This window comes from Parapedobacter indicus (assembly GCF_900113765.1).
GTDB classification, from domain to species: Bacteria; Bacteroidota; Bacteroidia; order Sphingobacteriales; family Sphingobacteriaceae; genus Parapedobacter; species Parapedobacter indicus.
Map to the genome: position 1 here is coordinate 495,178 of NZ_FOQO01000003.1, position 13,300 is coordinate 508,477.

A 13,300-nucleotide genomic window follows, 5' to 3' on the forward strand; every position below is an offset into this window, starting at 1 on the left:
TTATCCTGCTAAAAACTTCATGTTATCAAAATTAATTTCCCGGATGACCAGATCCTCCGGCTGGCTCAATACAAAGAGAATGATCTTTGCCACATCTCCTATCTTTAAAAACTTCTCCCGGGGTACCTTCCGGTCGCCCCAATAGTCGCTATCCACAGGTCCGGGGTTTACATCTGTCACTTTAATGCCCAACTTCAGCACTTGATCAGCAAAACCGCTGCTTAATCCCCGCGCACCAAATTTGGATGCACAATACAACGGTGCATTGGGGTTTGTACGTTGTCCGGCCATGGAAATCAGATTGAGAATATGTCCTTTACCTATTGGTTTCATCATCCGCACGGCTGCCCGGCTGCAGAGAAATACACCACGCATGTTTGTGCCCACCATCTGTTCGAATGTTTCTACAGTTGTATCGGCCAAATCAGGAGTCGGTAAGCCTGAACCCGCGTTATTGATCAGTACATCAACTCCGCCGAATGCCTCTTTACATCTCCGGAAGGCTTCCTCGACATCTTGTTCGCTGCTTACGTCTCCGGCAAACGTTTGGTGATTTAGCCATTCGGATATCACCTGCCGCCTGCTCATGGAAAACACCTTAGCCCCCTGTGCCAACAGTAACTGCTGCACCGCAGCTCCTATTCCTGACGACGCCCCCGTCAGGAATACCACTTTATCGTTCAACTGATTCATATTCTTTTTTTTCACTCTTTCCTATTGTTTTTTGATAGTTGTCTCGATTGTAAAACCACAGCACTAACGCCAGCACGGCACATCCGATACCAGCACCAAAGGAAAATCGTCCACTGGTGTCTTGGAAGGAAGGCACGCTCATTGTCATAAATAATATGCCGGTAAGCGCAAGGGCAAAGGCATAAAGTCGATTCATCGAACGTTGAAATTCCCAATTTTCTTTGGGTTTCTCGGCTTCTGTAAGTGGCGTAGCTAGCTTCCGGAAGAAGGCCTTAATACGCTGTTGGTAAGCCGAGGTACTGCTCCCTATGTAGCCTGAAAGTAAAAATACCCCTGTGCAGGCCATAATTTCGATCAGTGTAGCCAACTCCCAAGATAAAGAAGGAATGGTATTCAATGCCAAACCCAATACCACACCCAGTCCGAGCGTCGCCAATGCCCCCCATGGCTGGGGCCGTTTCAGGGCAATACCCAGTACCAACGGAATGGTCATCGGGATAGCGAACAATCCGGTAAACAATTTATTCGCCTCAAAGGCCCCCCCAAAACCACCGATGTACAATGCTCCCACCGTGATGACGGCCCCTAATAAAAACGTCATCACGCGTCCTACCCAAAGCAATTCCTTGTCCGTTGCACTCGCATTAAACAACCGCTGGTAGATATCTTTGGTAAGCACCCCCGCCGTGACATTGTATTCACCGCTAAGTACCGACATCGTTGCCGCAAACATGGCGGCGACCATCAGTCCCATGATGCCATGCGGAAGCAGCTCCAGGCATACACTGACATAAGCCATTTCCGGATTTTCCAAATTCGGGATAATGACTCGTGCCGCCAGCGATGGAAATAGAAAAATGACCGGAAAAATAAAGAAAAACACCGCAGTAAGTGCCGCCTGCTTTTGACTGGCTTTTTCATCACGAACACTGTAAAACCGCTGAATGAATGTCCAGTTACCACTGTATTTGATCAAAATCATTACATAATACACCATGACAAACAGGGGGGTACCCTTCGCACCATTGAACCAATTGAAATGATCGGGAATGGTATCCATGATCGTTTGTAAACCTCCACCGGCCTGAATGGTAAGGGGCACAAGTATCAAGGTAGCGACAATCAGGATGATAAATTGTACAACATCGGTAACCACTACCGCCCATAAACCGCCGATGACGGTATAGAGGGCCACAATCACGCCACATATCAGAATACAGGCCTCCAGACTCAGCGGAGTTGCCGCCTTGAGAAACAGTCCTAACGCATACAACCGTACCATGTTGTCCAACAATTTGAAAAGAACACCTCCCCACGAAAGTATCTGCCGAACCGGTGCGTTAAAGCGTGTTTCCAAGTATTCCACCGGAGTAATCACGCCTGCCCGGCGCCAACGTTTGGCGAAGAATGCCACACCCAGCAACGCCGGCAGTACCGTACTCCAGATCAATGTAAGCGCAATGATCCCATCGCTGTACGCAATGCCCGCATACGCCACGAAGATAAACGTACTGAATTTCGTCATGAAGTTACTGATGGCGCCGGATATCCAGGGAATGGCATTCCCACCCTTGAAATAATCACCCACATTTTTGATGTATTTGCCAAGAAAAATTCCAATACCGGCCATCATGACCATGTAAATAGCTATCGCGGTATAATCGAGTGGTTGGAGGGTGTTCATCGTTTCGTCAAATAATTTTGTAAAAATCCGGCAATGTACCCCGCCTGTGCCATGCGTGCGGGGACTTGGTAGTGGACATGGTCAATGACCTCTTCTCTTCCCAATGCAATGGACAGGCTATACAAGTCGATAACGGGAATTTTTTTTGCTGCACAGACCTCATCCGCAATTCGGTTGAATGCATCCAGGTCGGCGGCATACCGCTTAAATGCATTCGATCGCTGATTATGCACCGAATCAATGACCATCGTGGTTCGCATCCAGATCAATTGGATGTCATGCATGGCCAAAAGGTTGTGAATAGCAAGCAAGTTCTGGCGATATGCGGCAGAATCGACTTGCGTTCCACTGCCGTTGATGTCACGTTTTATATCGTGCAACCCACAATTTAACAACAAGTAATCCGGTTTAAAATCTCGATTGGCTATTTTCTTTCTCAGATAAGCCAATACCATACGGGAGTCGCCACCATTTGCTCCCGTAGGTACGTCCAGGTTTTTTTCAGCACTGCCGTCATTTTCCTTTCGTTCCAGTTCGGCAATTCCGTCCAGATATTGTTGCAAATAAGGTCCATATTGAATGGAAATGGAATCACCGATAAGGAAAAGCTTCGGTAGTTTGGGCCGGGTGCTTGCCACAATAGCTACGAAGATGATTACCGTTGAGAAGTAGACATACATTTTTTCTGATTTCATACAACATTTCCTTTCTCCATAATCAACAGCGGGTAGTCGCGCAAAGGAATAAATTGAAAGACCTGCGCTTCCTGGTTAATCCTCCACTTGTCATCGTCATTCATTCGCGAGGAGCTGCCCAACTCGTAAATGGCGCCCGTAAATGGATCAACAAGTACAGGTTCATGGATTCCGTTGGTCTCCCAATCCCATAACATCAAATGAATTTGTGCTTTATCTTCCAGCGTATCTGCTGCCTTCTCGGTATTCCAATAGGCCAATGCCGGTCCCATATCTGTGTTAAACAGCGCTGCCTGGAAATTGGAAAGGCTCTCTTTCTCCCCGTTGCCGAACGCACGGTAATCGGCTTCTGTAAAAGGCTGACTGGCCTGCATAGCTTGCAGGATGGCATTCCTTGTTTCTATATGACCATGGATGACACTGCCAAGATGTTGAAGTGCATGGTAAGCGGGCTTTGGCGATATTTCCGGCTTTGCCCGTAGCACACCCTTGTAGTTGACTTTTCCAGATCCTTTGGGATAATCGTGAATGTCGACGATTAAGAACCAAAGTGTCATCGGAAGGCCCAGCGAGCAATCAGTTAGTAGCCGCCGAAGCATATTTTTCGCCTGAATATTTTCGGTCCATGGGCCTTCACCGGAAAAACCCGTGCTTCCGGGCTGCGAGGGGTATCCGTTCTCCCCCTGCCAGATTTGAAGAGTCGGTTTATATTGAAGAGCCAGCTTTTGGAGCGCTTGGATACGCGCATTGTAATGCTCGGGAACAGTCGTATAAGGATGAAAAGAAAAGATATCGATATGCTCTGCAATCCCTTCTTCGAATAGCTGCCTGATATAGGTTTGGGGTAATCGGGAAACCACTCCACCAACGATCACCGCTTCCCGATGCCCCTCACGGATCAGCGATGCGGTTTCCCTAACCAATGCTACGTATTTAGCCGGGTCTGGAGCATCCGGTTTCCAAAAACCGCCGAGGTTGGGTTCATTCCAGATTTCATAATGCGTAATCCGGTCGCGGTAACGTTCCACCAACAGGCGTACAAAGTTCTTCCACCCTGATAATGCCTTGGTATCATTCATCGGATGAAAGCCAACACCGCCGCCACTGTAGTGTGGGTTACCGTACCCCACATTGAAAAATGGGTTGATTCCTACGTTGACCAAACCATCCACACTCTCATCCAACCAGCCCCAATCGTAGGTTCCCTTGATTTTTTCGACCCGCTCCCATCCGGTCTGTAGCCTTGCCCACTTCACCGGTAAAGACTTTATCCAGGGATATACTTCACTTGGTTTCCATAAATCGCGATCCAACGTTTCACAGCCGATACCAAATGGTGAGCTGGCAAATTCTGAGGGGGCTTTAAGTTTTATCCTGCCGATCTTGACAAGCGTTCTGGTAGCTGATTCAACCCACGGCGATTGCGGATTTGATCGGTTTTCCGTGGAGTTATGCAGCTGAGCCGCTAAGGGTAGTACAGCTGCTGCTTTGATAAAAGTTCTCCGGCTCGTTGTGCTCATTTTAACAAATCTTAGTTACGTTCCCGTTAAACACATTGCATTGATGCAATGAGTGTGCATTCAGCTGGTAGTCGCCCTCGTATCCGGTATCACCCAGCATATGAGCCATCAAAGCGATGGATAAGGGATAGAACCATGAACCCAACATAATGTGGGTACGGTCCGGATCCTCATCCCGTAACTCTGCTGTCGCTTCTGCCATTCCCGGCTTCCATATCCAATGTGGCCTTGGCACCCAATCTTTTGGGTTGCTGTCCTTACGATGGAGCAACCATCCGCAACCTTGTGGGTCCTCGTGCATCAGTGCATGTTGGAGATAGCGCCTCGCAGCGGACTCCAGGTCTTCCCGGCGATAGTTCGTGAGTTCCGCAAGATTTGCCATCATATAGGCTCCGTCAAAATCGGGACAATCCGATCCCCCCGGCCAAAACGAACCGTCGGCCAATTGGCACGCTAAGGTGGAATCCACATTACGCTCCGCAGCACGCAATGGCCAACCCTGGGCAAAATAAATCGGTGTGATGTGTATGGTTCCAAATAACCCATTGGGTAGGTTTGCACCGAATTGCGTACCCCAGAAACCAGTTTGCTCGTCCAATAGTTCTTCCAATGCCGGATACATACCGTATTCCATAATCCGATCTACCTCCGACTCACCGAACCAATCCCGTAGTGCAAACAATGCGGTAGCACACGCGAGCACTTGATTACCCCCTGCCCAAGAATTTGCCCAATTGTATTTTTTTACCCAGCGATAAAGTGCATCCACACTAAGCAGTGGCTCCAGGAAATCCAAACGGAAATCCGGCTTCATGCCCAGCACCCGCAATGCCCAGATATTACCCCTCGTATAGTGCCAGTAGGGTTCGAGGTCGTTAACCGCTAAACGACGGGCATGTTCTTCAGCTTTGGGCGAAAAATACCCGTGCTGCGTTTGACGGTTGGTGAAATTTCGCGCCCATATCCGCCTGTCCGATTCCGATAGTTCAGCCAACCCGCCGAATAAATCCAAAATATGGGCAGCATGATAAGAGCCATAAAAGCTCTCGCCTTCGCCGGCCTCTTTGCGGTAAATACCCGGAGTTTCACCAATTTTCATGGCGTTGACAAACCCGAGTGACGTTTGCTTGATACGGCGGTAGCCTTCTGTTACATTTCCCATCATTTCATTCGTTAATAATCAAATCTATTACCTGCATTCCTGATAGGGAATTGCCGACTGGTCGGCAACCAATATCGGATAATCAGGTATCGGGATATTTTTAATCGTTCGTTTACCGTCAACCGTTTCGATAGCAGTTGCCGGAATCGCGAAAACATTTCCCGATATGAGGTCTACATAAACCGGGTTGTTTATCTTGTCATCAATCCGGATATCCTCCATCATCGGAGGGAAACTCTCCGCAGGTCTCTTTTCATGGTTCCAAAAAACATAAACCGGCGAACCTGTAGCAAGATGGCGATAGCCGAAAGCCGATACGGATTTCGGTGTAGTTTCAACCGATAGTGCATCCGGTTCCAATCGGCTTACCTCATCCAAATTAAAGTATCCCATAATCCGCTGCGCACTGAAATAGCTGATCTTCGGCCGATCAATCGTTTTGTCCTCATGGGTCTTTAACAAACCTTTCGAGTTCACCCCCGAAAAATGATCTCCCTGCTGATAATGCAAATCGCTAAGCGTAAATAGATTCGTTTCAATACCCCTCCCGTAATCGCCCATTAAGCGTCTGGCCACATATTTGGCCTGACTAAGTTCGGTCCAATCCAACTGCCTCAATGCGCCTACGCTGTTACTGCTCGGTGTAGAAGGGCAACCGTTCTCTCCTTGCATCAGTTTAATACGAGAAGCATATCCATGGACAACTTTCTTCAAATTTTCGATCGTCGGATAAAGGTCATCCGGGTTGGGTGGATACCCATGAAAAGTAACCACATCGACCAAATCCAATTTACCCTGGGCCTTCAGCACATCGAAAAATTCGGTCAGAAAATTCACCCTGCTGACACCCGCATAGCCCAACGCCAACAAGCGTGCGTCCGGCTGAATTTTCCGAACCAATTCTGCTGTCCGGATGTAAAAATCCGCATAAGCTTTACCGGTAATTTTCGGCGTCAAATCCGGTTCGTTCCATACTTCCCATTCGATAACTTTATTTTTATTCCGGGTGACTAATGCCGTTACCCATGCGTCCCATGCCTTAAGCGCCTCTTCCGATGTGGGAAGTGCCCCGCCAAGTTTGGGTTCGCCTCCCCCTTCGTATATCGGGTTGCCGTAGGAAAATTCCACCCAGGGGCGAACACCTCTGGACAATGCATCATCAATGATCTCATCCAGCCAGGTGAAATTATACTGACCTTTCACACGCTCACATTTCGCCCATCCTGCCTGTAGCCGGATCCGTTTGGCACCTAAATCACCCAGATACTTGCTATAAGAGTGGTAATCGGCGTAATCCCGGTCAAGTGTTTCTCCACCTATAGACCACGTGGATGACTTGATCTCCGAAGCAGGCTTGCCTTTCAGCACCCCCAGTAACTCGTATTGATCCGGACCTACAGGATATTGTGCTAAGCCCCAATTTGCAATACACAAACTTACAGCGGTTAACAATGTGCTTTTTGTTCTCATCAGCATTATAGTTTTAATATATGGTTATCAATGACTTCTCTATTAGTAGCACCGGAGAATCATAAAGCGGAACGTGAAAGAAGCTGAAACCTTCAGCCCCCTTATTCCAACTCTTGTCGTCGATTTCGAAAACATCTCCAGTCAGCATATCAACATATACAGGGTCTTTAAATTGGATATGTTGGAAATTCAAATTTTGATAAAATTTACGAGTGAAATCATTTGGGATCCCATTTCTCAACCATATCGATATAACATGATTGCTCGTTTCTTTCTGTTCAAAAGCATACACAGATAATGGAATATTAGCTGATGCCTTCCACCTAAAGTCAGCTAAAGGGACTAAGGAATCATCAAATATAGATGCCAAATGCTGCAAGACGGAATAAGTCATTTTAGGTCGAACAACATGTTGCTGATTGTCGGATTCCAATAGTCCTTTGGCATTTATCTCTTCCGGATACTTCATTTCCATAATCCCGAAATAACTGGAAGGAATCGCTCTGGCAAAATCATTTAACAAACGTCTAAGCGCCCATTTACTTGCAGATATTTCAGTCCAATCGTAGTTATTCAGTGCCCTTGTACGGTTCCTTTGTGTAGGTGCGCCACTTTCTCCCTGTCGAATTGTGATGCGTGTGTCGTATCCATTAACAACCTTTCTGAGGCTATCAACTGCTTTATAATCATCCGGATCAAATTGATGTCTATGAAAGGTTATTTCATCGACTAGCGAAATCTTATTCCGCGCTTCAACGATCTTCAACACCTTATTCACATAGTGATAATCCACGCCACTACCCAACGCAAAAGCCAATATTTTGCTTTCCGGATCTTCCGTCCTAATTACCTCTGCACTGCGGATAAGGAGAGTTGCATACTTATCAACGGAAATGCGATAATTCGGCTCATTCCAAATCTCCCACTCATGCACAACACCTTTATAGCGCTTTACCATTGCCTTGAGCCAGTTATCCCAAGCCACTAGCGACTCAGGGGTATCCGGCACACCTGCTTCCGCAACCTCATCCCCTCCATAAATCGGGTTGCCATAGCCAACATTGATCCATGGCGTCACCCCCAGATTTTTCATATCGAATACGATGGAATCAAGCCATGCGAAATCGTATACACCTTTTTCTTGTTCTGTACGTGCCCAACCTGATTGAATCCGGCACTTCTTAAATCCCAAAGGAGCCAAATACGATTTCCAATTCTCATAGATTGTATAGCCGCGGTCCATGGTCTCCGCACCAATTGACCAAGTATTTGATGTTATTTCGCTTACATTTCGGGGTTTTATTTTACCGATCTTTTCCCAATAAACTCCATCTACCTGGGCCGCCAATAGCTTACATAAAAGCATGCTGGTTAGGATCATTGTGATTTTCATTGGCCTTACCTGTTATTTCTACTTACAGCACTCACCAGCCCGGGTTCTGCGGAAATGGTTTGTCTAAATTTGCGTCAATAACCGCCTGCGGAATCGGATACAGTGTATCCCTTTCGGTTACATACGGTCCCGACTGATCGTTATACTGTTTGGTACGGTCCAGCCAACGTCCCAATCGCAGCAATGTATACCTTCGGTGTTCTTCTGCGAAAAGTTCCCTGGCCCGTTCATCCAGGATGAAATCGATGGAAACTTGGCTGGCATTGATGGTAGAAGCATGGGAACGCCTTCGTATGATGTTAATATTCTCCGCTGCCAGGTCATTTTTCCCTTGCAGATGTTGCGCTTCGGCAAGCAGTAGATAGGTTTCGGCAAGCCGCAGATAAGGCTGGTCTTTATACCCCGGATCTGCCACAAGATTTTCTTCAAATACATCTTCCCATTTTTTGGTCGACGGCCAGTTGTAGGGCCTGTCTGGCGCCGTTTCTGGAAAACTGCCGATCTGAAAGGCACCCATGTATTTATCCGGATCGGTGGTGGTAAACACCGTGTCGCCATTGTCTTTAACCACGTAGCGATAAATAGCATACTCCGAAGCCCGATCATCCTGTGCTTCATACAGATCAAGGCCCTGCTTCGTTATCCCATACCATCCCGATCCTCTACCGCCTGTTTGAAATCCTACTGAAGTCCCTTTAATTTGCCAATACCATAATACCCAGCCTCGTCGCATCAAGTTCGAGCTTCCTCCCTGCACCTGCCTGTTAAACGGAATTGCCCATAACACCTCGGTATTTCCTTCACTATAAAGCGCATTTCCATCATAAAATGCATCCATAAACGGAACGCCCGGCTGGCCGGCCCGCACGCCGTAGCGCTCAGTAATTAAGTGGTAATTGGGGTTATCAATGGCCGCCTGGGCTTTTGCTTCCGCCAGGTCAGGCCTTCCTTTTATCAGGTAAAGTTCAGAAAGATAATGCTGGGCAGTCGCACGGCTTGTACTCCCTGCATTTGCCTGCACCGACGGCAGATGTTCTTCGGCAAAAAGCAGATCGCTTTCCATCTGATCATATATTTCCACTTTGGGGGTGCGCCCCCAATCGTTACCAAAATTACTTCCGGAAATCTCTTCCGTCACCAAGGGGACATCTCCCCACAAATACGTAAGGTGACGGTAAGACCAAGCCCTTATCAAACGGGCCTCTGCAATCACAGTGTTCTTCTGCGCATCTCCTCCCCATTGTACCTCTGGAGACTCCGCCCGGTTAATGATGGTATTCGCTGCGCGCACAATTTGATATAAATAATTGAACCAAGCCGTAATATCAGAACGGGCACTGTTCATATACGTTCCCCACTGTACCCAAGGCATTTCCTGATTCCGCACAATGGGGAAATAAAAATAATCCGTTGATGCAGAGATCGCCCGCCCCATCATCGTCTCCGTCCCGCTGCCCGGCACATTCCCCCTTTCGAATTCACGAAACATGCTGTACAACCCGTTGAGTGCAACTTCAAAACCTTCCGGGGAGGTATATAACTGATCTGCCGTAAGGGTTGATCTAGATTCTTCATTCAAAAAATCCTTCTCGCTGCATCCCGTCAGCAAAAGCAAAAATGACAAACAAGTCAGAAAAAATATATTGAATTTCATAACATTTCCGCGTTAAAATGTAAGGTTCAAACCAATGTTATAAATGCGATCCATCGGAGTGGCCCGCTGACTCGAATACTCGGGATCAAGCCCATTCCACGGTGTAAACGTAAATCCGTTTATCAGGCCGACAGAAATCTGGCATCTCGAAACTTTCAGGCGATCCAGCGCCTCTGCCGGTAACTCATAGGTCCCACCTATCTGGTTTATCCGGATAAAGCTTGCGTTCTTGTAGAACCTGACACCAAATGGATTTGCACCATCCCGATTAGCAGGATAGTCATTGGTGGGATTATCCGGGCTCCACCAATTCTGCTTTAATGTGTTTCTGATTGCATCCGCATAGACAATATCGGTATCCCAGAATTCATTGATCCGCGTAATGCCCGTCCGGCCGGTCACGGTGATATTGAGTGAGAACTGTTTGTAAGTTACCTGATTAGTAATGCCGAATGTAACCTTCGGTGCGCGCTGACCGATGAATGTACGATCATCAGGCGTAATTTGTCCATCTCCGGTTGCATCCATAATTTTCACATCGCCGGCCTTGGCGGTTGGCTGATGCGAATTCGGAATATCATCGTTCAATTGCCAAACACCTTCATAGAGATAGCCAAAATTTGTGCTAATGGGGCGGCCAATAAACCAACTGTTGGCAACGTCATCTTCTCCATCCCCATATAAGTCCAATATCTTATTCTTGTTATGACTCACATTGAGAGATGTCATCCATTCAAAATGCTCGTGTGTGATGTTGCGTGAGGTCAGTGACAACTCGATCCCGGTATTTTGAACCTTGCCGATGTTTGAAAGAATATTGGTCACTCCATTTACGGATGAAATTGCTCTATTCAACAATAGATCTCTTGTGTTCGATTGGTAAAAATCCAGTGCACCCGACAAGCGTCCGCCAACCAAGGCATAGTCAAGACCTACATTAAGCGAACGGGTAGATTCCCACCCCAGGAGTTCATTCTCCATGGTTCCCGGAAGATAACCTACTCCCTGCTGGTCGCCGCCCGGTCCGGTCAGGTAATCGCTCCTGCTCATTTTGGCCAACGTCGAATAAGCAGAAATCGCTTGGTTGCCATTTTCCCCATACGTGGCACGCAATTTCAGCTGGTCAATCCAGTTGACATCCTGCATAAACCCTTCACGGTGGATATTCCACCCCAACGCAATCGAAGGAAATACCCCGAACTTCTTTGCGGATCCAAACGCTGAGAAACCGTCCCGACGTACCGTGGCAGTAACAAGATACTTGTCATTAAATGAATAGAATACCCGTGCCATCTGTGACAAATAGGATTCCTGCAAAAAGCTCCTGCCCGGTGTTATAAACTCCGCCGACCCCGGTTGGTACCAGGTCAGGTCTTCGATCGGGAAACCTCTTGCATATAAGGTTGCTGTGTTGTCCCTATTTTCCTGTGAACTGTAGAGCAGGGTTACATCCAGCCGGTGCGCCCCGAACGTACGGTTATAAAACAGCAGGTTCTCAATGAGCCAATCCGTCTCTTTGGTATCACTTGAATACGCTTGCCCCGTATTCTGGATTCCTTCAATGGTATTTGATCCCCAGAAAATATCCCGGTTGGCAGACCGGAAACTGTATCCGGTATTGAGTTTGTAGGAAAGTCCCTCCAGTGGAAGTTTGACAACGAGGAAATTATTACTGAATAAACGCCTGTTGTAATCCTCATCCTGCGCATTCCGGGTAGCCAGTGGGTTGGGATAGGTAGGACGTTCTTTCCAGGGAATGATTGCCAGATTCCCGTCTTTATCATACGGAGATACCAGTGGGTTCATGAAAAAAGCCCCGCCAAGCCCTCCCGCATCATGAGGTGCACTGCCGCCACCCGAAAATGCCACTTCGATACCCGAATTATCCATAAAGGTATATTGCGAATTGGTCCCGATCTCCAGCCATTCCGTCGGTTTGACGGTCAAGTTAGCCCTACCCGTTACCTGCTGATAATCATCTCCCTTCGCGATTCCCCCAACGCCCGAAAAATTACCTGCAAACAAATAGTTGAATTTATCCGTTCCGCCTGAAAGGGTTACTGCATGCTTCTGCTGCCTACCGATCTGGGTTGCTTCCTTTACCCAATCGGTGGATAAGCCGTTCTCATAATTGGTTGTACGGGTGGAATCCGCCAAAAGCGGTCCTTCGCCATACCGCTCCACACCGAAGGCCCAATGCTCAGGCCCAGTTAATAACCGTGGAATCCCGTATGCCTGTTTCCATCCGTAGCTCCCCTCATAGGCAATGGTAGGCTTGCCTGTCATGCCTTTCTTAGTCGTGATAATAATTACGCCATTGGCTCCGCGTGCTCCGTAGATAGCCGCAGACGACGCATCTTTCAGAATTTCTACCGAGGCAATGGTACTCTGGTCAATGTAGTTTAACCCCCCGGTATACGGAACACCGTCTAAAATAACAAGCGGATCGTTGCTTGCAGAAATCGAATTCTGACCCCGGATATCGATACTGATGGATCCCGAACTAGCGCTGTTGCCCGATTGCGTAATATTCAACCCCGGCGCCGCTCCTTGCAAGGATTGGACAAAGTTAATCCGTGGTCCCTGTTTTTCCAGATCTTCGGAACGCACAGAAGCCACACTCCCTGTTAAATCACTTTTTCGCTGCGTACCATACCCCACAACAACCACCTCATCGAGTGCCGTATTGTCCGCTTGCAACGTGACGGTCAATACCCGTTGTCCTTCATACGTCAATTCTTGCGATTCATAGCCAACTGACGAAATGACCAGTACACTTCCGGGCTGGGGCGCTGGCATCCGAAAGTTGCCCGCCGCATCTGTCAAAGTCGTCACGGTGGTGCCCTTCACCAGGATGGTTGCCCCTTCAAGACCTTTTGATGATTGGTCAATTACCTTTCCCTCAAGTTGACCGGTCTGAGCCGCCAACCGTTGCACGGAAAGGACCAATACGAAGACAAAAGATCCGTAAAAAATTAGTCGAATGTATTGTATCATAATTTAAATTGGTTTATTGTTTAATTTTTACT

At 47.6% G+C, this 13,300-nt stretch carries 9 protein-coding genes; all 9 read right to left on the reverse strand.

Annotated elements, in window-relative coordinates; genetic code table 11:
* From BMZ56_RS08575 to BMZ56_RS08615, 9 genes are read right to left on the reverse strand one after another with little or no spacing between them, the layout of a single operon-like run.
* The gene (locus tag BMZ56_RS08575; protein ID WP_090626275.1) at positions 1 to 693 is read right to left on the reverse strand and encodes an SDR family oxidoreductase; all 693 of its coding nucleotides are present in this window, start codon (positions 691 to 693) and stop codon (positions 1 to 3) included.
* Positions 674 to 2,377 (reverse strand): sodium:solute symporter family protein, encoded by a 1,704-nt coding sequence (locus BMZ56_RS08580; protein ID WP_090626143.1) that lies wholly within the window; start codon positions 2,375 to 2,377, stop codon positions 674 to 676. Before BMZ56_RS08580 ends, BMZ56_RS08575 begins: the two co-directional genes overlap by 20 nt.
* On the reverse strand, positions 2,374 to 3,072 hold the full coding sequence (locus BMZ56_RS08585; protein WP_090626144.1) for an SGNH/GDSL hydrolase family protein: 699 nt from the start codon (positions 3,070 to 3,072) through the stop codon (positions 2,374 to 2,376). The genes BMZ56_RS08580 and BMZ56_RS08585 overlap by 4 nt, the downstream gene beginning before the upstream one ends.
* Entirely contained in the window at positions 3,069 to 4,592 is a 1,524-nt protein-coding gene (locus BMZ56_RS08590; RefSeq protein WP_090626145.1) for a GH39 family glycosyl hydrolase, read from the reverse strand. The genes BMZ56_RS08585 and BMZ56_RS08590 overlap by 4 nt, the downstream gene beginning before the upstream one ends.
* A gap of 1 nt (position 4,593) precedes the next feature.
* On the reverse strand, positions 4,594 to 5,757 hold the full coding sequence (locus tag BMZ56_RS08595) for a hypothetical protein (RefSeq protein WP_143072877.1): 1,164 nt from the start codon (positions 5,755 to 5,757) through the stop codon (positions 4,594 to 4,596).
* Between the two features lie 24 nt (positions 5,758 to 5,781).
* Positions 5,782 to 7,224, reverse strand: coding sequence for a GH39 family glycosyl hydrolase (locus BMZ56_RS08600; protein ID WP_177195093.1), 1,443 nt, complete (start codon positions 7,222 to 7,224; stop codon positions 5,782 to 5,784).
* Positions 7,225 to 7,237: 13 nt separating this feature from the next.
* Positions 7,238 to 8,617: a glycoside hydrolase family protein gene (locus BMZ56_RS08605; RefSeq protein ID WP_090626148.1), complete on the reverse strand. Its 1,380-nt coding sequence runs from the start codon at positions 8,615 to 8,617 to the stop codon at positions 7,238 to 7,240.
* A 31-nt stretch (positions 8,618 to 8,648) separates the two neighbouring features.
* Positions 8,649 to 10,271, reverse strand: a complete 1,623-nt coding sequence (locus BMZ56_RS08610; protein ID WP_090626149.1) for a RagB/SusD family nutrient uptake outer membrane protein — start codon at positions 10,269 to 10,271, stop codon at positions 8,649 to 8,651.
* A 12-nt stretch (positions 10,272 to 10,283) separates the two neighbouring features.
* The gene (locus tag BMZ56_RS08615; RefSeq protein ID WP_090626150.1) at positions 10,284 to 13,268 is read right to left on the reverse strand and encodes a SusC/RagA family TonB-linked outer membrane protein; all 2,985 of its coding nucleotides are present in this window, start codon (positions 13,266 to 13,268) and stop codon (positions 10,284 to 10,286) included.
* Between the last annotated feature and the right edge of the window lie 32 nt (positions 13,269 to 13,300).

Bases quoted from the DNA above. Each gene is read 5' to 3' on its own strand.
- BMZ56_RS08575 (WP_090626275.1), bottom strand. From the start codon at position 693: ATGAATCAGTTGAACGATAAAGTGGTATTCCTGACGGGGGCGTCGTCA.
- BMZ56_RS08580 (WP_090626143.1), bottom strand. From the start codon at position 2,377: ATGAACACCCTCCAACCACTCGATTATACCGCGATAGCTATTTACATG.
- BMZ56_RS08585 (WP_090626144.1), bottom strand. From the start codon at position 3,072: ATGAAATCAGAAAAAATGTATGTCTACTTCTCAACGGTAATCATCTTC.
- BMZ56_RS08590 (WP_090626145.1), bottom strand. From the start codon at position 4,592: ATGAGCACAACGAGCCGGAGAACTTTTATCAAAGCAGCAGCTGTACTA.
- BMZ56_RS08595 (WP_143072877.1), bottom strand. From the start codon at position 5,757: ATGATGGGAAATGTAACAGAAGGCTACCGCCGTATCAAGCAAACGTCA.
- BMZ56_RS08600 (WP_177195093.1), bottom strand. From the start codon at position 7,224: ATGAGAACAAAAAGCACATTGTTAACCGCTGTAAGTTTGTGTATTGCA.
- BMZ56_RS08605 (WP_090626148.1), bottom strand. From the start codon at position 8,617: ATGAAAATCACAATGATCCTAACCAGCATGCTTTTATGTAAGCTATTG.
- BMZ56_RS08610 (WP_090626149.1), bottom strand. From the start codon at position 10,271: ATGAAATTCAATATATTTTTTCTGACTTGTTTGTCATTTTTGCTTTTG.
- BMZ56_RS08615 (WP_090626150.1), bottom strand. From the start codon at position 13,268: ATGATACAATACATTCGACTAATTTTTTACGGATCTTTTGTCTTCGTA.